This window comes from Microbacterium sp. Leaf320 (genome assembly GCF_001423485.1).
Taxonomy (GTDB): domain Bacteria; phylum Actinomycetota; class Actinomycetes; order Actinomycetales; family Microbacteriaceae; genus Microbacterium.
Map to the genome: position 1 here is coordinate 874,098 of NZ_LMOD01000002.1, position 22,617 is coordinate 896,714.

23 protein-coding genes are annotated in these 22,617 nt (G+C 68.5%); 15 read left to right on the forward strand and 8 right to left on the reverse strand.

The genetic code is table 11. The features are described 5' to 3' along the window. Positions 1-22 precede the first annotated feature (22 nt). Positions 23-1,486 (reverse strand): peptide MFS transporter, encoded by a 1,464-nt coding sequence (locus ASF63_RS09075; RefSeq protein WP_056512325.1) that lies wholly within the window; start codon positions 1,484-1,486, stop codon positions 23-25. Between the two features lie 91 nt (positions 1,487-1,577). Here ASF63_RS09075 and ASF63_RS09080 point away from each other — a divergent pair, with 91 nt between their 5' ends. Beyond that, positions 1,578-2,267: a GNAT family N-acetyltransferase gene (locus ASF63_RS09080; protein ID WP_056512329.1), complete on the forward strand. Its 690-nt coding sequence runs from the start codon at positions 1,578-1,580 to the stop codon at positions 2,265-2,267. Positions 2,268-2,373: 106 nt separating this feature from the next. After that, on the forward strand, positions 2,374-3,759 hold the full coding sequence (locus tag ASF63_RS09085; protein WP_056512334.1) for a glycine--tRNA ligase: 1,386 nt from the start codon (positions 2,374-2,376) through the stop codon (positions 3,757-3,759). Between the two features lie 4 nt (positions 3,760-3,763). Here ASF63_RS09085 and ASF63_RS09090 read toward each other — a convergent pair whose 3' ends face one another. Beyond that, positions 3,764-4,747 carry a helix-turn-helix transcriptional regulator gene (locus ASF63_RS09090; RefSeq protein ID WP_056512337.1) on the reverse strand — a complete coding sequence of 328 codons (984 nt, stop codon included), beginning with the start codon at positions 4,745-4,747 and terminating at the stop codon, positions 3,764-3,766. A 67-nt stretch (positions 4,748-4,814) separates the two neighbouring features. On the opposite strand from ASF63_RS09090, the gene ASF63_RS09095 reads away from it, so the two are divergent. Beyond that, complete coding sequence (locus ASF63_RS09095; RefSeq protein WP_056512339.1) at positions 4,815-5,975, forward strand: epoxide hydrolase family protein; 1,161 nt, start codon at positions 4,815-4,817, stop codon at positions 5,973-5,975. Between the two features lie 132 nt (positions 5,976-6,107). On the opposite strand, the gene ASF63_RS09100 is transcribed toward ASF63_RS09095, so the two are convergent. The 4 genes from ASF63_RS09100 to ASF63_RS09115 form a co-directional block, all read right to left on the reverse strand. Beyond that, positions 6,108-6,533 carry a DUF1801 domain-containing protein gene (locus tag ASF63_RS09100; protein ID WP_056512342.1) on the reverse strand — a complete coding sequence of 142 codons (426 nt, stop codon included), beginning with the start codon at positions 6,531-6,533 and terminating at the stop codon, positions 6,108-6,110. Then, positions 6,530-7,102, reverse strand: a complete 573-nt coding sequence (locus tag ASF63_RS09105; protein ID WP_056512346.1) for an HhH-GPD-type base excision DNA repair protein — start codon at positions 7,100-7,102, stop codon at positions 6,530-6,532. Before ASF63_RS09105 ends, ASF63_RS09100 begins: the two co-directional genes overlap by 4 nt. A gap of 43 nt (positions 7,103-7,145) precedes the next feature. After that, the gene (locus ASF63_RS09110) at positions 7,146-7,655 is read right to left on the reverse strand and encodes a DUF1640 domain-containing protein (RefSeq protein WP_056512351.1); all 510 of its coding nucleotides are present in this window, start codon (positions 7,653-7,655) and stop codon (positions 7,146-7,148) included. A gap of 145 nt (positions 7,656-7,800) precedes the next feature. After that, on the reverse strand, positions 7,801-9,102 hold the full coding sequence (locus tag ASF63_RS09115; protein WP_056512354.1) for a glutamyl-tRNA reductase: 1,302 nt from the start codon (positions 9,100-9,102) through the stop codon (positions 7,801-7,803). A 61-nt stretch (positions 9,103-9,163) separates the two neighbouring features. Here ASF63_RS09115 and hemE point away from each other — a divergent pair, with 61 nt between their 5' ends. The 11 genes from hemE to hemL all read left to right on the forward strand — a co-directional run bounded on the left by hemE (position 9,164) and on the right by hemL (position 18,510). After that, positions 9,164-10,186 (forward strand): uroporphyrinogen decarboxylase, encoded by a 1,023-nt coding sequence (gene hemE, locus ASF63_RS09120; protein ID WP_056512357.1) that lies wholly within the window; start codon positions 9,164-9,166, stop codon positions 10,184-10,186. A gap of 50 nt (positions 10,187-10,236) precedes the next feature. After that, complete coding sequence (locus ASF63_RS09125; RefSeq protein WP_056512362.1) at positions 10,237-10,575, forward strand: metalloregulator ArsR/SmtB family transcription factor; 339 nt, start codon at positions 10,237-10,239, stop codon at positions 10,573-10,575. A gap of 82 nt (positions 10,576-10,657) precedes the next feature. After that, on the forward strand, positions 10,658-12,202 hold the full coding sequence (gene hemG, locus ASF63_RS09130; protein ID WP_056512365.1) for a protoporphyrinogen oxidase: 1,545 nt from the start codon (positions 10,658-10,660) through the stop codon (positions 12,200-12,202). Between the two features lie 198 nt (positions 12,203-12,400). Next, complete coding sequence (locus ASF63_RS09135) at positions 12,401-12,823, forward strand: hypothetical protein (protein WP_056512369.1); 423 nt, start codon at positions 12,401-12,403, stop codon at positions 12,821-12,823. A gap of 1 nt (position 12,824) precedes the next feature. Next, entirely contained in the window at positions 12,825-13,232 is a 408-nt protein-coding gene (locus tag ASF63_RS09140; protein ID WP_056313761.1) for a phage holin family protein, read from the forward strand. Beyond that, complete coding sequence (locus ASF63_RS09145) at positions 13,219-13,500, forward strand: hypothetical protein (protein WP_082477971.1); 282 nt, start codon at positions 13,219-13,221, stop codon at positions 13,498-13,500. The genes ASF63_RS09140 and ASF63_RS09145 overlap by 14 nt, the downstream gene beginning before the upstream one ends. Positions 13,501-13,617: 117 nt before the next feature. Continuing rightward, positions 13,618-14,295: a hydrogen peroxide-dependent heme synthase gene (hemQ, locus tag ASF63_RS09150; RefSeq protein WP_056512372.1), complete on the forward strand. Its 678-nt coding sequence runs from the start codon at positions 13,618-13,620 to the stop codon at positions 14,293-14,295. Positions 14,296-14,302: 7 nt separating this feature from the next. Beyond that, complete coding sequence (gene hemC / locus ASF63_RS09155; protein WP_056512375.1) at positions 14,303-15,319, forward strand: hydroxymethylbilane synthase; 1,017 nt, start codon at positions 14,303-14,305, stop codon at positions 15,317-15,319. Continuing rightward, complete coding sequence (locus ASF63_RS09160) at positions 15,316-16,107, forward strand: uroporphyrinogen-III synthase (RefSeq protein ID WP_056313767.1); 792 nt, start codon at positions 15,316-15,318, stop codon at positions 16,105-16,107. Before hemC ends, ASF63_RS09160 begins: the two co-directional genes overlap by 4 nt. After that, a complete protein-coding gene (gene hemB / locus ASF63_RS09165; RefSeq protein ID WP_056512377.1) occupies positions 16,104-17,081 on the forward strand; it encodes a porphobilinogen synthase in 978 nt (325 codons plus the stop codon). The genes ASF63_RS09160 and hemB overlap by 4 nt, the downstream gene beginning before the upstream one ends. Positions 17,082-17,187: 106 nt before the next feature. Further along, on the forward strand, positions 17,188-18,510 hold the full coding sequence (gene hemL, locus ASF63_RS09170; RefSeq protein WP_056512380.1) for a glutamate-1-semialdehyde 2,1-aminomutase: 1,323 nt from the start codon (positions 17,188-17,190) through the stop codon (positions 18,508-18,510). Positions 18,511-18,523: 13 nt separating this feature from the next. Here the strand turns inward: hemL and ASF63_RS09175 are convergent, their stop codons facing one another. After that, positions 18,524-19,936, reverse strand: coding sequence for an HNH endonuclease signature motif containing protein (locus tag ASF63_RS09175; RefSeq protein ID WP_056512383.1), 1,413 nt, complete (start codon positions 19,934-19,936; stop codon positions 18,524-18,526). 145 nt (positions 19,937-20,081) lie between these two features. Between ASF63_RS09175 and ASF63_RS09180 the strand changes: the two genes are divergently transcribed. Continuing rightward, positions 20,082-20,531 carry a hypothetical protein gene (locus tag ASF63_RS09180; RefSeq protein WP_056512386.1) on the forward strand — a complete coding sequence of 150 codons (450 nt, stop codon included), beginning with the start codon at positions 20,082-20,084 and terminating at the stop codon, positions 20,529-20,531. Positions 20,532-20,611: 80 nt separating this feature from the next. On the opposite strand, the gene ASF63_RS09185 is transcribed toward ASF63_RS09180, so the two are convergent. Then, complete coding sequence (locus ASF63_RS09185; RefSeq protein ID WP_200933992.1) at positions 20,612-22,579, reverse strand: ATP-binding cassette domain-containing protein; 1,968 nt, start codon at positions 22,577-22,579, stop codon at positions 20,612-20,614. Between the last annotated feature and the right edge of the window lie 38 nt (positions 22,580-22,617).

Here is a 22,617-nt window from a genome sequence, read left to right on the forward strand (position 1 = left end):
GCCCTTCAGCTGCGCAGCATCCTCAGTTCACGCCCTTCATGAGCCGCAGCACCGGCTTCACGGCGAAGAGCAGCCCCAGGCCGACCACGATCGCGATGCCACCGAGGATCGAGAAGTACGGCACCTCGTTCTTCGGATCGTAGAACCGCACGAGCCAACCCGAGATCGCGGTGCCCAGGGCGATCGAGAGGAAGAACAGCGCGACCATCTGCGTGTGGAAGACCTTCGGTGCGAGCTTCGTCGTCACCGACAGGCCGACCGGGGAGATCAGCAGCTCGGCGACCGTGAACACGAACAGGATGCCGACGATCGCGAGCAGTGGAGTGGAGTTCGCACCTCCTCCGGCGAACGGCAGGAAGAGCAGGAAGGCTGCGCCCATGATGATCGCGCCGAGGGCGAACTTCACCGGGGTCGACGGCTGGCGGGTGCCGAGGCGCGTCCAGATCGCCGCGAAGACGCCCGACAGGATGATGATGAACACCGGGTTGATCGACTGCACCCACGAGACCGGCATCTCGAATCCGAAGATGTTGCGGTCGAGGCGCTCGTCCGAATAGACCGTGAGCACGGTGAACTGCTGCTGGTACAGCGACCAGAAGGCGACGCTCGTGACGAAGAGGGGCAGGAAGCCCCATACGCGCGAGCGCTCGGTGCCGTCGATCCGGCGGCTGCTGAGGATCACCGCGAAGTAGGCGACGGCGGCGACGATCGTGCCGATGATCACGATGGTCGACAGGTTGTCGGCCTTGATGACGCCGACGAGCACCAGCACGACGATGAGCGCGATCGCCGCCAGCGCGATGATCGCGACCAGCGGATACCGCGAGGAGGGGAGCGGGTTGGGCACGCGCCGGGCCTCGTCGGGCAGCGCCTTGCGACCGAACGAGTACTGCACGAGTCCGAGTGTCATTCCGATGGCGGCGAGCCCGAAGCCGTAGTGGAAGCCGAGCGACGACTGCAGGATGCCGGTGAGGATCGGACCCATGAAGGCGCCGAGGTTGATGCCGAGATAGAAGAGCGAGAAGCCGGCATCTCGACGGGTGTCGTCTGCGCTGTAGAGCGTGCCGACCACCGAGGTCGCGTTCGCCTTGAGGCCGCCCGAGCCGAGGGCGACGAGCACGAGACCGACGCCCACGCCCACGAAGCCGGGGAGGAGAGCCAGGGCCACGTGCCCGGCGACGATCACGATCGCGCTGAGGAACAGCACGCGCTCCGAGCCCAGCATCCGGTCGGCGATCCAGGCGCCGAGGATGGTGGAGAGGTAGACCGACCCGCCGTACGCACCGACGATGCCACCGGCGACGGCCTGGGAGAGTCCGAGGCCTCCCTCGCTGACCGAGAAGTAGAGGTAGATGAGCAGGATGCCCTGCATGCCGTAGAAGCTGAAGCGCTCCCACATCTCGACGCCGAAGATGTGGACGAGCGCCCAGGGCTGCCCGAAGAACCGGGTGTCGGACTTCTCGGCCGTCGTATCGCTGGTTGCCATTACTCCACGGTACGCCCCGTCAGCGCGCGCATCCCAGCCCATTCGGGCCGTGCGATTCCGAAATCTGCGACCGGAGGGGCAGACTGGGGGCGTGCGAACCATCCGTGATCTGGACACCGTTGAACTCATCATCGACGCGCAGGGCCTGCTCGACTCCATCCGGGGCCCCGAGCGCGTGATCGACGCCGGTACTCTGCGCGCCCTGCAGCAGTCCGGCAACTACGTCGTCGGACTCTTCGACGCCGAGGGCGGGGAGGAGCGCATGGTCGGTGCCTCGATCGCCTTCTTCGGCGCCCCGGGACGCCGGGCGATGCACTCGCACATCACGGCACTGCTGCCCGAGTACCGCGGACGCGGCTGGGGGCGCGAACTCAAAGAGCACCAGCGCCAGTGGGCGTTCTCGCGTGATGTCGGGCGCATCACCTGGACGTTCGACCCGCTCGTCGCGCGCAACGCGCACTTCTTCCTCACCGTTCTCGGCGCTCGCGTGACCGGGTACTCGGTGAACCGATACGGCATCTTCGGGGGAGGGGATGCAGGAGACGAGAGCGACCGGCTCGACGTCGAATGGGCGCTCGCCGACATCGCGAAGTCCCCGGAATCCGATGCGGTCGTCGAGACGCTCGAGATCCCCTCCGACATCGAGACGATCCGGGTCGAGGATCCCGATGCCGCGCACGAGTGGCGCACCCGCCTTCGTGCGCAGATGGAGGGCCTGCTGAGCAGTGGCCTCACGCTCGCGGGCTTCGACGTCGAGAAGGGCTACCTCTTCACGGCGTGAGTCACGGCGTGAGGGGCCGAGGCCCGGTGCTGCGGCGAAGCGGTCGCGGATAGGATTGATGTGCCCGTGATCACGGGCTTTCCCACCGCCGACCATTGGAGCCACCGTGGCCGAACAGTCCCGTCTTGACAAGGTCATCGCCCTTGCCCGCCACCGCGGGTTCGTCTTCCAGGCGGGTGAGATCTACGGCGGTTCGCGGTCCGCGTGGGATTACGGGCCCCTCGGCACGGAGCTCAAAGAGAACATCCGTCGCCAGTGGTGGCAGACGTTCGTGCGCGGCCGCGGCGACATGGTGGGCCTCGACTCCAGCATCATCCTGCCCAAGCGCGTGTGGGAGGCGTCGGGTCACGTCGCCACCTTCACCGACCCGCTGGTCGAGTGCCTGAGCTGTCACAAGCGCTTCCGTGCCGACAACCTCATCGAGGACTTCGAGGCGCGCAAGGGCCGCAAGGCGGAGAACGGCCTCGCCGACGTGCCGTGCCCGAACTGCGGCACCAAGGGCCAGTACACCGAGCCGAAGTCGTTCTCGGGTCTCGTCAAGACGTACCTGGGTGTCGTCGACGACGAGTCCGGCCTGCACTTCCTGCGCCCCGAGACCGCACAGGGCATCTTCGTGAACTTCTCGAACGTGCTCACCGCCAGCCGCAAGAAGCCGCCGTTCGGCATCGGACAGGTCGGCAAGGCGTTCCGCAACGAGATCACCCCCGGTAACTTCATCTTCCGCACCCGCGAGTTCGAGCAGATGGAGATCGAGTTCTTCACGCCGCCCGCCGAGGCGCAGGAGTGGTTCGAGCACTGGGTCGAGGCGTGCTGGAACTGGTTCATCGATCTGGGCATCGATCCGGAGAACATGCGTCAGTTCGACGTGCCCGAAGACGACCGGGCGCACTACTCCGCCGGCACGATCGACGTCGAGTACCGCTTCGGCTTCACGGGCAAGGAGTGGGGTGAGCTCATGGGCGTCGCCAACCGCACCGACTACGACCTGTCGAGCCACAGCGAGGCGTCGGGCCAGAGCCTGACCTACTTCGACCAGGCCACCGGCGACCGGTACACCCCGTATGTGATCGAGCCCTCGTTCGGCCTCACTCGCGCCATGATGGCGTTCCTCGTCGACGCGTACCGCGAAGAAGAAGTTCCGAACGCCAAGGGCGGCACCGACGTCCGCACCGTTCTCAAGCTCGACCCGCGTCTCGCGCCGGTGAAGGCCGCCGTGCTGCCGCTGAGCCGCAACGAGCGACTGTCGCCGCTCGCCCGCGAGGTCGCCGACACGCTGCGCAGCTCGTGGGCCGTCGACTTCGACGACGCGGGTGCGATCGGTCGCCGTTACCGTCGACAGGACGAGATCGGCACGCCGTTCTGCGTCACGATCGACTTCGACTCGCTCGACGACCGTGCCGTCACCGTGCGCGACCGCGACACGATGGCGCAGGAGCGCGTCTCGATCGACGAGCTGCACCAGTACCTCGCCGATCGCCTCAAGGGCGCGTGATGTGTCAGCTGCCGGATCCCCGTGATCCGGCAGCTGAGCCCGTCACGGCGCGGGCGTAGCGCTCCGAGAGCACCTGCAGCCGTGGGATCAGCTCCGGTGGCGACTCGACCGTGAAGTCCATCATCAGCATCCCGATGTACGCGGCGACGGTGTCGAGGCTGTCAGCACCCGTGACGAGGATGCAGTGCGTCTCGTCGACGGGTTCGACCACGCCCACTGCGGCATGGATGCGGGCGAGCACCGCCTCGGCGGGAGCATCGATCCGGAGTCTGGCGTGCACGACCCATCCGCTCACCGCGATCGTGCGCATCGCGAAGGCGGTGTAATCGCCGCCGGGCAGCGGCTGCGGCTCGAAACGGCGACGCGTCGGCATCCGCAGTTCCATCCAGTCGACGCGGTAGGTCGACCACTCGCCGCTCTGCAGGTCACGGCCCACGAGATACCAGCGTCGGTGCCAGGTGAGCAGGCGATACGGCTCGACGAGCGTCGCCACGCTCTCGTAGTCGAACCTCAGCCATTCCTCGCCGCGGATCGCGGTGGCGATCGCCTGCAGTGTGGCGGCGTCGACCTCAGGGTCCGGGGCGTCGGTGTCATTGTTCTCGGGCGCGCGGTCGACGCTCGAGCGCAGCGCGTCGACCGTCGGACGAAGATGCGAGGGCAGCACCTGCTCGAGTTTCGCGAGCGCCCTGGCGCCCGATTCCGCGATGCCCGCTATCCCCGCCGCCGCCCGCAGCCCGACTGTGACCGCGACGGCCTCCTCGTCGTCGAGAAGCAAGGGCGGAAGCTTGCCGCCCGAGCCGAGCCGGTATCCGCCGATCGATCCCCGCGTCGCATCGACCGGGTAGCCGAGGTCGCGGAGGCGCTCGACGTCATGGCGGACGGTGCGGGTAGAGACCCCCAGACGCGAGGCGAGCTCGGTGCCGGAGCGCTCGGGGCCCGTCTGCAGCAGAGCCAGAAGGGCGAGCAATCGAGCTGTCGGATCGGCCATGAGAACTCCTGAAAGCGATTCTCCCATTAGGAAGGTATCCAGCCTATTGGGTTTCTACTCTCGAGATATGGACAACACGAACAGCACCCCCAGCCCCTTCTCCGCTAGGCCTTTCACTGTCTCGGTGCCAGCCGCAGAGGTCGCCGATCTGCATGATCGCCTCGCCCGGACCCGTCTTCCGCAGCCTTCGCCGACGGATGACTGGGATGCGGGAACCCCCAACACCTACCTTCGCGAAGCGCTCGACGCCTGGCGCGACTTCGACTGGACCGCCGCCGAGGCCCGCATCAACGCCGTCCCGCACTTCACGACCGAGATCGACGGACAGAACCTGCACTTCATCCACGTCCGCTCCGCGCACAAGGGTGCCACGCCGCTGCTGCTCGCCCACACGTACCCCGGATCCGCCGTCGACTACCTCGACCTGATCGACGAGCTCGTCGATCCGGTCGCGCACGGCGGGCGGGCGGCGGACGCCTTCGACGTCGTGATCCCGGATGCTCCCGGCTACGGCTTCTCGCAGCCGCTGTCCTCGGCGGGCTGGACGACGGCCCGGGTCGCCGCGGCGTACGACCGTCTGATGCGCGGGCTCGGGTACGACAGCTATGGGATCCACGGCTCCGACAACGGTGCGATGGTCGCGCGTGAGCTCGGCCTGCTGAACCCCGACGGCTTCCTCGGACTGCATGTGCTGCAGCTCTTCTCGTTCCCTTCCGGAGACCCTGCCGAGTTCGAGAAGCTCGAGCCGCAGGACTACGCCGGGCTCGAGCACATGCAGTGGTTCCAGTCGGTCGGCGGGTACAACGCGATGAACTCGTCTCGCCCGCAGACCGTCTCGGTGGGCATCAGCGACTCTCCGATCGGATTGCTCGCCTACAGCGAGCTCTTCAACTCGTTCGGCAACGGCACGTCGCTCGTGCGGTTGGATCAGATCCTGCTCGAGGTGAGCGTCGCCTGGTTCGCGAACGCGGCCTCAGGCATGAGCCGCAGCTACCTCGAGAACGCGCGAGCGGATGCGGGGGAAGGGGCGGAGCCGCGCATCAACGCCGCACGCACCGGTGTCGCGGTCTTCAAGGACGACTTCCAGACGATCCGAGTCTTCGCAGAGCGCGACAACTCGAACATCGTCCACTGGAACCGCTTCGACGAGGGCGGCCACTTCGCCGCCCTCGAGCGCCCGGCGGTGCTGGCCGGCGACATCCGCGAGTTCTTCGCCGGGGCGCACTGAGTCGTCCGCCTCCGTAACTGATCGAAGACCCCCTCGCTCGCACGAGGGGGTCTTCCGTCAGGGGCCGGTCAGTCAGCCGGGTCAGCCGGTCAGCCGGGTCAGTCGGTCAGCCGGGCCGGTCAGTCAGCCGGGTCAGCCGGTCACAGTGAGCTGCACCTGATCCGTGCCGCCGGCCTCGACCCAGGCGAGCGAGCGCTCGAGGATGCCACGGAGCACGGCGAGATCGATCTGCTCCAGGTCCTTGATGTACAGGCATCCGACGCCGGTCGTGTGCGGGCCGAGTGCCGCGAGCGCGTCAGCGTGGGCATCGATGCCGTCGAACAGATAGATCGTGGTCGCCGCCTTGCGGGGTGCGAAGCCGAGCAGTCCGCTGTCGCCCTCGGTGCCTGTCGGGTACCGGTAGTGGCAGCTGCCGAAGCCGATGATCGTGCCCCAGGTCTGCGGGTCGCGACCGGTGATGTCCTGCATCAGCGCCGTCAGTGTCTCGGCATCCCGACGACGGATCGCGGGGCTGGAACGGGCGATGAGGCCTGCGACGTCGTCGCCGGTGGGCTTCACGCCTTCGCCTTCGCCGCGGCCTTCATCGCCTTCTTGTGCTCGCGCACCTTGGTCAGTGACTCGGGTGACACGATGTCCGCGACGCTGCGATAGGAGCCCTCGATGCCGTAGTCGCCGGCGGCCTCACGCCAGCCTTCGCCCGTGAAGCCGTACTGCTTGCCGAGCAGTGCGAGGAAGATCTTCGCCTTCTGCTCGCCGAAGCCGGGCAGAGCCTTGAGCCGCTTCAGAACCTCGGCTCCGGAGGGATCGCCGTCGGTCCAGATCGCCGACGCGTCACCACCCCACTGATCGACGAGATCCTGGCACAGGGTCTGCACGCGGGTGGCCATCGAGCCAGGGAAGCGGTGGACGGCCGGGGTCTGTTTGAACGCCTCGAGGAACTCGTCAGGGTCCATGCCGGCGATGGTGGACGCATCCGTGGCTCCGGTGCGCTGCTCGATCTTCAGCGGTCCGGCGAAAGCGGTCTCCATGGGAACCTGCTGATCCAGCAGCATCCCGACCAGAAGCGCGAGAGGGTTGTCGGTGAGCAGAGCGTCTGCGGCGGTGTCTCCGGTGATGTGAAGGGCCATGTCTCCAGTCTGACACCCTCACCCTCACGCTCACGGGCCGGGTTCAGATGCGCTGCAGCTTCGGGAGAGGGCCCTCCAAGCGCGCGATCGAGACCCGGAGGTCGGCGATGTCGCCCTTGAGCTCGGTCTTGACCTCATAGATCTCCTGCTTCAGTTCGGCCCGCAGTTCGGCGATGTCGCCCTTGAGTTCGGTTCTGAGTTCGGCGATGTCGCCCTTGAGTTCGGTTCTGAGTTCGGTGATGTCGCCCTTGAGTTCGGTTCTGAGTTCGGTGATGTCGCCCTTGAGTTCGGTTCTGAGTTCGGCGATGTCGCCCTTGAGTTCGGTTCTGAGATCGGCCATCTCGACTCTGACCTCGGCGATGTCCGCCTTGAGTTCCGTCTTCAGGTCGGCGATGTCGGTTTCGACCTTCGTGAACCGCTCGTCGATCCTGTCGAAACGCACCTCCAGCCCTCGGGACTGACGGGCGATCATGCGAGAGACCCCGCCGAGCACCGTGGCCGTGAACGCGAAGAGGGCGATGATGATGCCGATCACATTCGGGTCCACGAGCATGCTCCCAGTCTGCGCCGAGCGTCGGGCGCTGTCATGGGTTCGACGATATGAAGCAGGAGCGATGCGCGTGGCCCGGTCGTCGTCCGATTCCCGAGGGTGGGGGACAGGCCCCGGCCGAAGGGTCCTGTGCAGAAGGGGTCGCGACTCAGGCGGTCGCGGCGTCGTCGGACGACTGCGCAGGCTCGACCGGCTTGATGCCGTACAGCGTCGAGAGTGCGGCGGCGAACTCATCCGCCTGACCGGTGGCCGCGAGCTCGTGCGCGCGCGTGGTCGGCGTGTGCAGCAGAACGCCGGTGAGGTGGCGAAGCGCCTGCTCGACCTTGCCGTCTTCATCGCCGCGCGCGCGGGCGCGGCCGATCTCGGCTTCCAACAGCGCGAACATGTGCGACCGCAGGGCGACGACGGACGGAGTCACGCTCTGTCGGCTGCCGACGACGTGGAAGGTGTCGGCGGCCTCGCGCACGACGGTGCGCGCGGCATCCGTCGCCTGCAGCTCTTCGAGCGGGGCGTGCAGGCTGATGGTCTCGAGGTCGAGCAGCGCGACGCCTTCGAGGGTCGCGACAGCGGGATCGACGTTGCGGGGCATGCCCAGGTCGACGACCATCTGGCTGTGCGACGAGACGGGGCAGCCCTCTGGGGCGATGCCGGTCGGCGCCTGCAGATGCTCAGGGGTCAGCACGGGTTCTGTCGCGGCCGTGCAGGTGATCAGCAGGCTCGATCGCGACGCGATGCGAGCGTAGTCCTCGGCCGCTACCGGGCGGATGCCGTGCTTCGCGGCAAACTTCTCGGCGCGACCAGAGGGCGAGTAGACCGAGATGTTGACGGCCCCGCGCTCGCGGAGCGTCGCGAGCGTGACCGCGGCGTAGGCGCCGGTGCCGACGAGCAGCACGCGCTCGGTCGACCAATCGGCGATTCGGCTGTCGGCGAGTTCGAGCGCGAGTCGCACGAGCGACCGGCCCGCACGGCCGAGTGCCGTGACGTTCTTGACCTTGCGCTGCGCCTGGCTCGCGCGCTGGAACAGTCGCTCGAGTTCGGGGGAGGTGGTGCCCTCCTTGCGGGCGGACTTCAGCGCGCGGCGCACCTGCCCTGCGATCTCGCCCTCGCCGGAGACGACGGATTCGAGTCCTGAGGCGACCGAGAAGAGATGCTCGGCGACACGGCGGCCGGAGTGCACCTCGTAGGCGCCGTCGAGTTCTGCGGTGCTGATGCCGGTCGAGGATTCGACGGCTTCGAGAACCGCCTCGACGCCGATCGCACCCGCGGCGGTGACCGGCTCGTCCATCTCGACGTAGGCCTCGAAGCGGTTGCAGGTAGCAAGAACGACCGCACCCTGCACGCAGGACGCCATGTCCACCACAGTGGAGGCGACGTCGTCGGGGGTGCGGCTCAGGCGTTCGAGCAATTCGAAGGAGGCGGTCTTGTGACTCGCCGTGACAACCAGCAGCACGCATCGATTCTACCTGAGGCTTCATGCAGGTCGGCCCAGGACCGGATGGGAGGATGGAGGCATGGCCCTCTCCGATGCTCCGCTGCTGCGCGCCCTCACCGGCCCCCGACCCGAGCATGCCCCCGTCTGGTTCATGCGGCAGGCGGGCAGGTCGCTGCCCGAGTACCGCGAGCTGAGGGTCGGAACGCGCATGCTCGACGCCTGCCTCACGCCCGACCTCGCCGCCGAGATCACCCTCCAGCCGGTGCGTCGCCACGGTGTGGATGCCGCGGTGTTCTTCAGCGACATCGTCATCCCGCTGCGTCTTGCCGGTGTGGACGTCGAGATCGAGGCCGGCCGCGGTCCCGTCTTCGCGAATCCCGTGCGCACTGCGGCCGACGTCGACCGCATCACGGCGATCGATCCGCTCTCACTCGACGGCACCGCGATCGCCGAGGCTGTCGGCATCGTCACAGCGGAGCTCGGTGATACCCCCCTGATCGGCTTCGCGGGTGCACCGTTCACCCTCGCGGCGTACCTGGTCGAGGGTGGCCCGTCGAAGGAGCACCTGCGCGCTCGGGCCATGATGCACTCGGATCCCGAGTCGTGGAACCGTCTCGCGGGCTGGTTGGCGCAGGTCTCGCGTCGCTTCCTCGAGATCCAGCGCGATGCCGGAGCATCCGTCGTGCAGCTGTTCGACTCGTGGGCGGGATCGCTGAGCACCGCCGACTATCGCGCCTTCGTCGCCCCGCACTCCCACGTGGCACTCGAGGGCATCGGAGTGCCGAGCATCCACTTCGGCGTCGGCACCGGGCCCTTCCTCGCGGACATGCGGCTGGGCGGCATCGCAGACGGTGTCGGCGTCGACTGGCGACTGCCGCTGGACGAGGCCGCGGCGATCCTCGGACCAGACGTCTCGGTGCAGGGCAACATCGACCCGGCGCTGCTCTCGGCTCCGTGGCCGGTGCTCGAGGCTCATGTGCGCGACGTGGTCGAGCGCGGTCGCGCTGCCCGTGGCCACATCGTCAACCTCGGACACGGCGTGCCGCCCGAGACCGACCCCGATCAGCTCACGCGCATCGTCGAACTGGTGCACTCGATCTGACGGATTCCGCTCGCCGGAGGTGTATCTAGCTCGAGTGCTATATTGCAAACATGGCAGACAGCGCGTCAGACATCTTCACCGCGTTGGCCCACCCGACCCGGCGTCAGATTCTTCAGGACCTCAAAGAGGGGGAGCTCGCGGCGGGCGAGATCGCGTCGCGATTCTCGTCGAGTGGGCCGACCATCTCGCGGCACCTCAGCGTGCTGCGTCAGGCCGGGCTCGTCAGCGAGCGACGCGATGCCAACCGAATCCTCTACTCGCTGGTGGGCGAGCGCCTGGCGCTCTCGGTCGGCGACTTCCTCTCGACCGTGTGCCCCGAGCAGATGGTGCTCCGCGAGGTGCGCAAACGCGGCTCCGGCCGCGCGGCACAGACTCCCGCCGAAGCCTGAGCGCGCGACCCGCCAGCGCGCGTGCCTGTTTCTCCGGTCTGCGACCGGATGCCGCCCCGGCTGCGGGTGAAAGGATTGACCCATGACCCCGAAGCCCGCGAACCGTGAGTCGTCCCGTGCCGAGCCCGCCGATCTGGCCGTCCGCGCGGCGAAGCGACACATCGTCGTGGTCGGCGGTGGCATCGGCGGGTTGATCGCGGCCCGCGAATGCGTGAAGGTCGGCATGCGCGTGACGCTGCTGGAAGGGTCGGATGCCGTGGGCGGAGCGATCCGTCGAGCAGAACTCGACGGGATCGTGGTCGATGCAGGAGCCGAGAGCTACGCGACCAGAGGCGGCCGGGTGCGCGCGCTCCTCGGGGAGCTCGGTCTCGAAGATCGCATCGTCGCCCCCGCGGCAGGAGGCGCCTGGCTCGCCGGCATCCCCGGTGTCGGGGCCGCGCCACTGCCGGTCGGCGGGATCCTCGGCATCCCCGGCAACCCGTTCCAGGAGGACGTCCGCCGCGTCATCGGATGGTCGGGAGCGTGGCGTGCGTACCTCGATCGTGTGCGCCCGCCGCTGACGATCGGCCACAACCACAGCCTCGGCAAGCTGGTGTCGTCGCGCATGGGGGCCAAGGTCCGCGACCGTCTCGTCGCGCCCGTGACGACCGGTGTGTACTCCGCGTCACCCGACGACGTCGACGTCGACATCGCCGCTCCGGGTCTCAATGCCGCGCTGACGAGCGTCGGCTCGCTGTCGGGAGCCGTCCAGGTGCTGCGCGAGCAGAGCGCAGCGCGGGCCGCCCAGGCTTCGCGTGCCGCCCAGGCTCCCGGCGCCGCGGTCGAGGGGATCGACGGCGGCATGATGGTGCTGGTCGAGGCGCTCGTCGCAGACATCGAGAAGCTCGGCGGGGTGGTCCGCACGGCCGCTCGCGTGACGGAGATCACCCAGGCCGGAGCCGCCTGGACCGTTCGGGCCGAGGTGAAGACCACTGTCGACGCGAGCGATGAGTCCGATGCCGGCGAGGTGGAAGATCTCGATCTCACCGCCGACGGGGTCGTGATCGCCACCTCCGAGGATGTCGCGCGCCGGCTGCTCGACAAGACGGTGCCGGCGCTCGCCGAGACCACGGCGGCCGACGCCCCCGAGATCGAGATCGTGACCCTGCTGCTGACTGCGTCGGCGTTGGACGGCGCCCCTCGTGGCACCGGTGTGCTCACTGTCCCCGGAAGTCACACGGCCAAGGCACTGACCCACTCGAGTGCGAAGTGGGGCTGGGTGCGCGACGCAGCCGGCGGCCGGCACCTCCTGCGCGTCTCCTTCGGGGCTCAGGGCGAGCCTGCCGCGACAGCAGGCCTCGACGACGCCGCTGCCGCGCGACTCGCCTTGCGTGAAGCATCCGCTCTGCTCGGCGTCACGCTGCCCGAAAGCGCCCTCGTCGACGCGCATCGTGCGCGCTACGTGCAGTCGCAGCCCGCCTCGATCATCGGCTCGGCTGCGCGACGCGAGGCGGCGCGAAGCGCCATCCAGGCGGTCTCCGGGGTCGCAGCGGTGGGGGCGTGGCTCGCCGGCACCGGTCTGGCGCAGGTCATCCCGGATGCGCGAGAGGAAGCGGATCGCCTTCGTCGAGCACTGCTCTGGGACTGATCCGAGAACCGGACGTGTCGTGATCGCCGGGTCGCGCCTGCCCGCTCTCCCGGGCCAACCCGAAAGACGCTCTGCTGTCAACCCTCTGGCCGATAGATGCCCAAATCGGCATACGGGGCTACGCTGGACACCTGGCAGGCGGCGCCGAGCCGCCGGTTCGCCCCAGGCGTTCACACCGGAACAACGTGAGGAGACCCCATGAAGGGGAAGATCGGACTCGTCGTAGGACTCGGCGTGGGATACGTGCTCGGAACGCGCGCAGGACGCGAGCGCTACGAGCAGATCAAGACGCAGTGGCTCAAGGTCTGGAACCTCGACCCCGTGCAGGAGCAGGTCGACCGGGTCAAGGGGTACGTCGGCGACAAGGCCGCGGCCGTGCCCGGTGCGATCTGGACCGGCGTGCAGAAGGTCGTCAAGTCGGCAGGCGGCGGCGACAAGACCGCCGGTCAGCGTCTCGACTCGGCTGTCGCCGCAGGCAAGAAGGCCGCTGAGGACATCGTGGATGCGACCGAGGACGCCGTCGACGAGGCCAAGGACGCCGCGAAGAAGCCGGCTGCGAAGAAGCCTGCTGTCAAGAAGCCGGCATCCTCGAGCTCGACCGCTGCGAAGTCCGGTAGCTGACATGCCCCGCGGATACCGCGACCGTGCCGAGGACAGCCTGCTGTCCCTGATCGGCGACCTTCCCGAACTCATCAGCAGCCTGGTCAAGGCCGAGATCAACGCGGCCAAGGCGTGGGTCTCGAAGACCGCGAAGGATGCGGGCATCGGTTCCGTCTGGTTCCTGGTCGCCCTGTTCTTCCTGTTCTGGGCCGTGCCGGTGATCCTGGTGTTCGCGATCGCGGGGCTCTCGTCCTGGTGGCCGGTGTGGCTGTCGGCGCTCGCCGTCCTCGGCATCCTGATCCTCGCCGTGCTGCTGTTCGCGCTGCTCGGCATCCTGAAGTTCCGCAAGGTGCTCGCCCGGAAGAACCCCGCGCAGGCGGTGGGCGAGGACATCCGACTCGTGAAGGAGGCCGGCGATGACGAACTCTGACATCACGAGGTCGCTGCCGAAGACCGCCGTCCCTGCGGGGATCGTCGATCCTGTGCAGTCGGCTCGCGCCGAGTTGAAGGCCGCTCTCGCGGCGATCGAGGTCAAGGGCAACTTCCCGCGGCGGATCGACAAGGCGTCCAAGCGTGCCGCGGCGAAGGCGCGTGTGTTCGCCGACCGCAACCCCGCGGCCGCGATCGCTGCGGCCGTCGGCGTCGCCGCGGTCGTCGGTGGAGCCGTCTGGGTCATCGCTCGGGCGCTCTCCCGCTGATCTCTCCGGGCGCTCTCGCGCTGATCGCTTCCGGTGCTCTCGCGCTGACCGCTCGGCGGAACTCCGGCATCCTGGCTCGCGTTCGCGAGCGCTCTGCAAAGGGGGCAGACTGGTCGTATGTCCGATGAGCGCGAAGAGAACCCGTCCGGCTTCACCCTGTGGGCCGTCTGGCGACGAAACCCCGACGTTCCGGTCACCGAATCCGACTCGACCGAACTCGAGACGATCGTCTCGTACATCGAGGACTCCGGCGTCACGGTGCGCGGCTTCTACGACGTCTCGGGCCTGAAGGCCGACGCCGACCTGCTCGTCTGGCTGCACGGCGACACCGCAGAAGACCTGCAGAAGGCGCTCCGGCGCCTGCGTCGCACCGAGCTGCTGCGCACGCTGCTGCCGGTGTGGAACGTCATGGGCGTGCACCGCGACGCGGAGTTCAACCGTGCTCACGTGCCCGGGTTCCTGCGTGGCGTCGAGCCCAAGGACTGGCTGTGCCTGTACCCGTTCGTCCGCACGCCCGAGTGGTATCTCGCGCCTGAGGAGGAGCGTCGCAAGATGCTCGCCGACCACGGCCGCAAGGGCGCCGCATTCAAGGGCGTCATCGCGAACACGGTCGCCGCATTCGCTCTCGGCGACTACGAGTGGATCCTGCCGCTCGAGGCAGATGAGGTCACCGAGCTCGTCGACCTCATGCGCGACCTGCGTTACACCGATGCGCGTCTGTACGTGAAGGAGGAGATCCCTTTCTATACGGGGCGTCGCCTCCGGTTCGACGAGATCGCGGACGTGCTGCAGTAGGCCGACGATGACCATTCAGAGCACTCGGACCACACCGATCCGACTGGGCACCCGACGCAGCGCGCTCGCGCAGGCGCAGTCCGGTCATGTCGCCGCCGCCCTCGAGAAGATCTCGGGTCGCACCGTCGAGCTCGTTCCGATCACGAGCGAGGGCGACACGAACCGTGCCTCCCTGTCGGAGATCGGCGGTCAGGGCATCTTCGCCACGCGTCTGCGTGAGGCGCTGCTCGCGGGGGAGTGCGACTTCCTCGTGCACTCCCTGAAGGACCTGCCCACTGCGATCCCGGAGGGCCTCGTGATCGCTGCCACCCCCGTGCGCGAGGATGCCCGCGATGTCGCGATCACTCGTGGGGGCACGCCGCTGCATGAGCTGCGTTCCGGCAGCAAGGTCGGCACCGGCTCGCCCCGGCGCATCGCGCAGGTGCGCCGCAGGGCTCCGCACGCCGAGGTCGTCGACATCCGCGGCAACGTGGACTCCCGACTGGCGCGGGTCGCATCGGGGGAGCTGGATGCCGTCATCCTTGCGGCCGCCGGACTGTCGCGTCTCGGCTCCGACTCGCCGCTTCGGCGCGAGGAGCTCGGCCTCGCCGAGTGGCCGACCGCGCCGGGGCAGGGATCTCTCGCGGTCGAGACGACGACGGATGCTCCGGAGGAGCTGCTCTCGGTGCTCGCCGAACTCGACGACGAGGCCACCCGCCTCGCCGTCACCGTGGAGCGCGCTGTGCTCGAAGGACTCGACGCGGGATGCCAGGCTCCGATGGCCGCACACGCGGTCGTCGACGGCGATGAGATCCGCGTCAGGACAGTGGTCTACGCGACCGACGGGGCCCGGCGTATCGGCCTCGACGTCACCGAAGCCCTGAACGGGGAGTATATTCGTCGGAACGGCAGCGGCAACGGAGCGGATGCTGCCGGTGGTGCAGACCCGATGCACGCAGCACGCGAGATCGGGTTGTCTGTCGCCCATCGGCTGCTCGAGCAAGGGGCGGCCGACCTCGTCTCCCGAGAGCATTCCTCATCATGACCAATTCGAAGCAGGACCGACCGCTGGACGGCTGGCGCATCCTCGTACCCCGCGGAGGCCCGTGGGGCGACGGTGTGGCAGCGAGCCTGCGCGCGCAGGGCGCGGTGCCCGTCGTCGCGCCGCTGATCAACTTCGCGCCGACCACCGACCAGGCAGCCCTCGACGTGGCGCTCGCGCAGCTCGCCGGCGGGTCGTACGACTGGCTGACGGTGACGAGCGCGACCACCGTCGACGTGATGTTCGCCCACAGGGCCGTCGTGCCGCGCGGCACGAAGATCGCCGCGGTCGGCGAGACCACGGCTGCCGCCCTGCAGGCCGTCGGGTACGAGGTCGCTCTGGTTCCCGAGCAGGACAACTCGGCCGAGGGCATGGCCGAGCAGCTCATCGGTCTCGAGACGCAGCCCCGCCGTATCCTGGCCCTGCGCAGTGAGATCGCGAAGCCCGTGCTCAGCGTGCTGCTGCAGGAGGCGGGCCACGACGTCGACAGCGTGGTGGCCTATCGCACGGTCGGCGTACCGGTCACGGATCGCATCAAGCGCGATGTCGAGAACGGCCGCATCAACGCCATCCTGATCACGAGCGGTTCTGTCGCGGCGCAGGTGCGCGAGCAGTTCCCCGAGATCCCCGACGAGACGCTTCTGGCGGCGATCGGTCCTCGGACCGCGAAGGACGCCGGAAAGGCCGGCCTCCCGATCACGGTCGTCGCCGACAAGCAGACCGTGGACGCGCTGATCGATGCGGTGTCGACCTTCACCCTCCCGCACGCGGCAGACGAGCTGGCACCGTGAGCTTCCCCGACGTCCGACTGCGCCGACTGCGTCAGTCCCCGGCCGTCCGCGGTCTGGTGCGCGAGACCTCTCTCGAGCCGCGTCAGCTGGTGCTGCCGCTGTTCGTGCGCGAGGGTATCACCGAGGCCGCGCCGATCGGCTCGATGCCCGGTGTCGCGCAGCATTCGCTCGACTCGCTGCGGAAGGCCGCGACCGAGGCCGCTGAGGCAGGTGTCGGGGGCGTGATGCTGTTCGGTGTGCCCGCTGTGCGCGATGCGCAGGGCTCGGGTGCGGATGACCCGAAGGGCATCCTGAATGTCGCGACCGAGGTGCTCGCTGCCGAGGTCGGCGACGCGCTCGTGGTGCAGACCGACCTGTGCCTCGACGAGTTCACCGACCACGGGCACTGCGGCGTTCTCGCGGCAGACGGCTCGGTCGACAACGACGCCACGCTCGAGCGCTACACATCGATGGCACTCGCGCAGGCCCGCGCCGGCTCCCAGCTGCTCGGCCTGTCGGGGATGATGGACGGCCAGGTCGCCGTCATCCGCGAAGCGCTCGACTCGGACGGCTACACCGACGTGCTTCTGCTCGCCTACGCCGCAAAGTACGCGAGCGCGTTCTACGGCCCGTTCCGCGAGGCCGTGGATTCGCAGCTGACGGGCGATCGCCGCACTTACCAGCTCGACCCCGGCAACCGCCGCGAGGGTGTGCGCGAGGCCGTCGTCGACGAAGAAGAGGGTGCGGACATCGTCATGGTGAAGCCGGCCATGGCCTTCCTCGACGTGCTGCGCGAGGTGCGCGACACCGTGCATATTCCGGTGTGGGCATACCAGGTGTCTGGCGAGTACGCCATGATCGAGGCGGCTGCGGCGAACGGCTGGATCGATCGTCGCGCGTCGATCCTCGAGTCCCTCCTGTCGATCCGTCGGGCAGGTGCCGACGTCGTCCTCACGTACTGGGCCACCGAAGCCGCCCGCTGGCTGCGCGGCTGAGAGAGCTCTCTCTCGGTCCGCGTCGCTGCTGAGACTCGCGCACAGGTGTGCGGGCTAGCCTGGAGGGGATGGCGGGAGAGTTCCGCGCATCGCTGAGGAGTGTGCTGTGACCGACCGCAATGACGACCTGTTCTCCGCTGCCCGCACGGTGATCCCCGGCGGCGTGAATTCACCGGTGCGCGCGTACGGTTCCGTCGGTGGCACGCCGCGCTTCCTCGCATCTGCGAAGGGTGCGACGGTCACGGATGCCGCGGGCAACGAGTACGTCGACCTGGTCGCCTCGTGGGGCCCTGCACTGCTCGGACATGCGCAGCCCGAGGTCGTCGCCGCGGTGCAGGAGGCTGCCACCCGAGGGCTCTCGTTCGGTGCTCCGACCGAGGGCGAGGTCGAACTCGCCCAGCTGATCGCAGACCGCGTGCGATTCGGCGAGGTCCGACCCATCGAGCGGGTGCGCCTGGTGTCGACCGGCACCGAGGCCACCATGACGGCGATCCGCCTCGCGCGGGGCGCGACAGGCCGAGACCTGCTGGTGAAGTTCGCCGGCCACTATCACGGGCACTCCGACGGCCTCCTCGCGGCGGCGGGATCGGGCGTCGCGACGCTCGCACTGCCGGGGTCTGCGGGCGTTCCCGCGCCCATCGCGGCCCAGACCCTGGTCATCGACTACAACGACCCTGATGCGCTGGCTGCGGTCTTCGCCGAGCACGGTGATCGCATCGCCGCGGTGATCGTCGAGGCGGCAGCCGCCAACATGGGTGTGGTGCCGCCTTCGCCCGGATTCAACCGGCTGCTGGCCGACACCGCCCACGCGCACGGAGCGCTGCTCATCCTCGACGAGGTGCTGACGGGATTCCGCGTGCACCCGGCGGGTTTCTGGGGGCTTCAGGCTGCGGCAGGCGAGGACTATCTGCCCGACATCATCACGTTCGGCAAGGTCGTCGGCGGAGGAATGCCCCTGGCAGCTCTCGGCGGACGCGCCGAGGTCATGGACATGCTGGCACCCTTGGGCCCCGTCTACCAGGCGGGCACGCTCTCGGGTAACCCGCTCTCGGTCGCAGCGGGCCTCGCGACGCTGCGCCTCGCGACACCGTCGGTCTATGCGACGGTCGATGCGGCGGCTGCTCGTGTCGCCGGTGCGCTGGATGCCGCGCTGACCGATGCCGGTGTCACGCACGCCGTCGCCCATGCAGGGAACCTGTTCAGCGCGTCCTTCCGAGCTTCGGCGCCCCGCGACTACGCCGAGGCGCAGGCGCAGGAGTCGTTCCGATACGCGCCCTTCTTCCACGCCATGCGCGAGCAGGGGGTCGCGCTGCCGCCGAGCGTGTTCGAGGCGTGGTTCCTGACCGCCGCTCACGGCGAGGAGGAGCTGCAGCGCATCGAGTCAGCGCTGCCGATCGCTGCGGCTGCGGCGGCGCAGGCGACCGCCTGAGTCGGGGCTTCGCTCAGACGAACATCACTCGCCGTCGCGGTGAATCCCTGTAGGTGCGCCCGAGCGGGCTGAGCCAGTCGATCGTTCCGTCCGGAAGCTGGTGCGCCGTCCACCTGTGGTCGTCAGCGACATCGGGATGTTTGATCACATGATGGGTCGCGCAGAGATGACCCAGATTGTGGATGTCCGTCCTGCCGCCCTTCGCATGATCGAAGGTGTGATCGATCTGGCACCGATGCACCGGCATCCTGCATCCGGGGAATCGGCAGTGCTGGTCTCGGGCACGTAGGAATCGTCGCATCGGCTCGGTGGGCCGGTAGGTGTCGGTCTCGACGACCAGGCCAGTCGGATCGAGGAACAGGCGTGACCAGCCGCCGTTTCGGCCGGCGAGGTCGCGAGCGATGTCGGGGTGAAGAGGACCGTGCCCGTCGAGCTGGGCGGAACGATCGTCGCACCCCGCGAGGGTGGTCGCGGCCACCGTGACGTGGATCCGTCCTTGGATGTTGTCGAGTCCCGAGCCGTTGGCGGCGCTCGGGTCGGACGCGAGCAGGAGGTCGATCAGCAGATCGGCGCGCACCTGATCGATCGTGCGTGTGTCTGCCGGGATATGTTCGACCGCGGGGCCCGTGGGGCAGGTGGGGTCGGTGGTGAACGTCCCGTCGCCGAAGATCGCGTAGTCATCGCGCGACGGATCGTCGTGAGCGATGTCCTCCGGATAGATCGGATCTTCGCCGTCATCGATCGGCTCGAGCGCCGGCTCGCGGTCGTCCCGTCCGCGGATGACGGCGTGAGCGAGCTGGGTGAGGCGATCGAGGATCGCGGCGGCGAGATGCTCGGGGAGCACGACAGTCAGGACGGAGAGCCCGTCTCCGGCAGGCCGCACGGTCACCGTGCGCTCCGACGCCGCGCGTGCGTGGCGCTCGGTGGTCGTCGAGCCCGCCAGCACCGCTGCCAGCTCGCGCAGATGCACACGCGTGCGCGCAGCGGTCTCGCGCTCGGCGACGATGATGGCGACGGTGTCGTACAGCGGCAGTACATCGGCGTCCGCTCGGCCGTTGTTCACCGCCTCGCGCACGACTCCGGCCGCTCGTACGATCTCGCGGACGTGTGCACCGCTGATGGTGCCGCGCCGGAATGCCTCGCGCACGCGCGGATGGCTGACATCGAGGAAACCGGCGTCGGTGAAGGCGTACTCGACGCTGCCCTGGGTCATGCGGCCCGCTGCTGCGTATTCCGCGACCATCGATCGATGGATCGCATCACGGTGGAACGGGCTGTCATCGGAATCCGTCCGGGCGAGCCGCATCCGCTCGGCGAGGAGGTCAGATGCCTCGGCCTCGAGGCAGGCGATCTGCCGCCGCTTCTCGACCCACGAATCGAGCAGCTCCCTGCGCTGCTCGAGACTGTTGTCGTTGGCGGATGTCATGCTCCGAGTCTAGTAGATTTGTTCGAAACTCGAGCGGAACATCGGAATGGGAGAGAGGTGGAATCGTGGGAACCGACAACGGATCGTTGCCTTCCTGTGAGCAAGACACAGACATCTGGGAGGGTGCCGCTGGCAGACTGGACGCATGGTGACGTTGCTGCTCGACCAGACGCAACTCGAGATCGTGCTCTCGCCGATCGAGCGTGCGGCGAGCTTCCACCGCGACAACGTGCGACTCGTCCGCGACACCATCACCAAGGTGCAGCTGATCGACGACGCATGGACCTGGTTGCGCGGAGTGCCGAACCCCGGGACGCACATCCCCGGCGTTCTCGCCGCGGGAACGTGGAAGGCCGCCGGAAGCGTGGACTTCGTGCTGATCCGTCGGCGTCGCCCCAGCGTCGTCATCGACCTCTCGGGTGACGAGCAGTACCGTCGGCTGATCCTCACGACCAGGCACGGCCTCGCACTGACTCAGGCGCTCAGGCTCGACGTCTCCGATGAACCGGCAGACGTCGAGGAGATCGTCGCCACGTCGCCGAATCCGGTGTCGAAGGGCAGCCGTCGCCCGGTGATCCGACCCCGACCGGCCTGATCCGGGGCCCAGAACGAGACGAACGCCCTCCGCAGCCTTTCGGCGCGGAGGGCGTTCGCATGAAGCTCGGCGTGGCGGCCTCAGGAGTGGTGGTGCTCGCCGTCGTGGTGCTCGTGGTGCTCACCGTCGTGGTGCTCACCGTCGTGCTGGTCGCCGTCGTGGTGCTCGTGCTGCTCACCGTCGTGGTGCTCGTGGTGCTCACCGTCGTGGTTATCGGTCTGCGCGTCGGACGAGGGCTCGGATACCTCCGACTCGCCGAGCGGGTAGTCCTTCGGCTCGTCCTCGTAGTAGGCACGTGCGGCTGCGGCGAGCATCGAGCTGACAGCCGCGGAGCGCGGGTCGTCATCCGACGCGTCTCCGTCGGCGGCAGCCGAGTCGGCGTCGTCGTCGGACACGGGCTCATCGGATGCTGGCACCTCGGTGAAGAACTCGACGCCGGAGTGCTCGTCGATCCCCTCGACCGCAGGCGCGGACTCGGTGCCGGCATCGGCATCCGCGTCGACGGACGGTTCCACATCGTTCGCCGACGCGGTCCCGAAGAGGATGTCATCGAAAGAGGGACGGGCGCCCGCCTCGGAGACTGCGTCGCCATCATCGGATGCACCGTCGGCATCCGCGTCGTGTCCGGAGTGTTCGTCGGACTCGGCGGCCTCCGACACGACATCTGCCGCATCTTCTGCATCGTTCGCGTCCGAGGCATCGGCCGCGTAGCCGAGCTCTGCTGCCGCGTGCTCGACGTCGCGGGCCGCAGCCGCGGCGTAGGCAGCGTCGTCGGCCTTGGCCTCAGCGGCATCCGCCGCCGCAGCGTCAGTCTGAGCATCAGCATCAGCCTGTCCCGCGTCAGCTGGATCCGCAGCATCCGAAGCCGCAGCGTCGGTGGCCCCATCCGCAGCGGACTCGGTCTCGGAGGCGTCAGCCTCGGCGAGCTCCGCACCCTCGTCGACGTTCGCGGCGTCGTCTGCGGGTGCATCCTCCGCGATGTCCGATCCGTCCTCTGCGTCCAGCGTCTCGGCGGAGGCATCCTCAACGGCCTCGCCGATCACCGCAGGCAGGACCGTCGTCGCGGGAGCGGCGTCGAGCGCAGCATCCGACGACCCAGCCTCAGCTTCGGGAGCAATGAACTGAGAGGCTGCCGCGATCGCGTGCGGTGCGAGCGTGCCGCCGCGCACGAGTTCGATGAACACGTCTTCGAGAGTGGGGCCGCGCTGCACCAGCGTGGTGAGGGCGATGCCGGCCGATGCCGCGATGGCGCCGACCTTTCCGGCGTTGCTGCCGCGGACGGTGAGTCCGGAGCGGAGCACCTCGACCTCGAGGCCTGCGGCCGAGAGCGCCGCCTTCAGCGCGGCGCGGTCTGCGGCATCCACGACGACCGATCCGGCAGACGGGTCTGCGAGCTTCTCGATGCCGCTGGACAGCATGAGCTGACCCTTCGAGAGCACGAGCACGTGGTCGGCGACCTGCTCGATCTCGCTCAGCACGTGCGAGGAGACGAGGACCGTGCGGCCCTCGTCGGCGAGGCGGCGCATGAGCAGGCGCATCCAGCGGATTCCTTCGGGATCGAGTCCGTTGGCCGGCTCGTCGAACACGAGGGCGCCGGGGTCGCCGAGCAGGGCGTGGGCGACGCTCAGTCGCTGACGCATGCCCAGGGAGAAGCTACCGATGCGTCCTTCGCTCTCGTGCTCGAGACCGACCAGCGAGAGGACCTCGTCGACGCGCGACAGCGGGATGCCGTTGGCCTTGGCCGCGATGGTCAGCTGGCGCGCAGCTGAGCGGCGAGGGCGGTAGACCGTCTCCTCGAGCACTGATCCGATGGTGCGCAGGGGATGGCGGAGCTCGGGAAACGCGACCCCGCCGATCGTGGCCGTACCGGAGTTGGCGCGCACCTGGCCGAGCAGGATGCGCAGCGTCGTGGTCTTCCCGGCTCCGTTCGGGCCGAGGAAAGCGGTCACGACGCCGGGCTCGACTCGTGCGGAGAAGTCTGACACCGCCGTCACGTCATTGAAGCGCTTGGTGACGCGCGTGAACTCGAGCACCTGTCCGTCGGGCATCTGCGACCTCTCGTTGCAGTGGGCAGTTCTCTCTATCC

Excerpts from the sequence above, each read along its gene's own strand:
- ASF63_RS09095 (WP_056512339.1), top strand. The coding sequence starts at position 4,815 with ATGGACAACACGAACAGCACCCCCAGCCCCTTCTCCGCTAGGCCTTTC.
- ASF63_RS09090 (WP_056512337.1), bottom strand. The coding sequence starts at position 4,747 with ATGGCCGATCCGACAGCTCGATTGCTCGCCCTTCTGGCTCTGCTGCAG.
- ASF63_RS09185 (WP_200933992.1), bottom strand. The coding sequence starts at position 22,579 with ATGCCCGACGGACAGGTGCTCGAGTTCACGCGCGTCACCAAGCGCTTC.
- ASF63_RS09105 (WP_056512346.1), bottom strand. The coding sequence starts at position 7,102 with ATGGCCCTTCACATCACCGGAGACACCGCCGCAGACGCTCTGCTCACC.
- ASF63_RS09110 (WP_056512351.1), bottom strand. The coding sequence starts at position 7,655 with ATGCTCGTGGACCCGAATGTGATCGGCATCATCATCGCCCTCTTCGCG.
- ASF63_RS09075 (WP_056512325.1), bottom strand. The coding sequence starts at position 1,486 with ATGGCAACCAGCGATACGACGGCCGAGAAGTCCGACACCCGGTTCTTC.
- ASF63_RS09160 (WP_056313767.1), top strand. The coding sequence starts at position 15,316 with ATGACCAATTCGAAGCAGGACCGACCGCTGGACGGCTGGCGCATCCTC.
- ASF63_RS09180 (WP_056512386.1), top strand. The coding sequence starts at position 20,082 with ATGGTGACGTTGCTGCTCGACCAGACGCAACTCGAGATCGTGCTCTCG.
- ASF63_RS09140 (WP_056313761.1), top strand. The coding sequence starts at position 12,825 with ATGCCCCGCGGATACCGCGACCGTGCCGAGGACAGCCTGCTGTCCCTG.
- hemE (WP_056512357.1), top strand. The coding sequence starts at position 9,164 with ATGGCCCTCTCCGATGCTCCGCTGCTGCGCGCCCTCACCGGCCCCCGA.
- ASF63_RS09175 (WP_056512383.1), bottom strand. The coding sequence starts at position 19,936 with ATGACATCCGCCAACGACAACAGTCTCGAGCAGCGCAGGGAGCTGCTC.
- hemC (WP_056512375.1), top strand. The coding sequence starts at position 14,303 with ATGACCATTCAGAGCACTCGGACCACACCGATCCGACTGGGCACCCGA.
- ASF63_RS09125 (WP_056512362.1), top strand. The coding sequence starts at position 10,237 with ATGGCAGACAGCGCGTCAGACATCTTCACCGCGTTGGCCCACCCGACC.
- hemG (WP_056512365.1), top strand. The coding sequence starts at position 10,658 with ATGACCCCGAAGCCCGCGAACCGTGAGTCGTCCCGTGCCGAGCCCGCC.
- ASF63_RS09135 (WP_056512369.1), top strand. The coding sequence starts at position 12,401 with ATGAAGGGGAAGATCGGACTCGTCGTAGGACTCGGCGTGGGATACGTG.
- hemQ (WP_056512372.1), top strand. The coding sequence starts at position 13,618 with ATGTCCGATGAGCGCGAAGAGAACCCGTCCGGCTTCACCCTGTGGGCC.
- ASF63_RS09145 (WP_082477971.1), top strand. The coding sequence starts at position 13,219 with ATGACGAACTCTGACATCACGAGGTCGCTGCCGAAGACCGCCGTCCCT.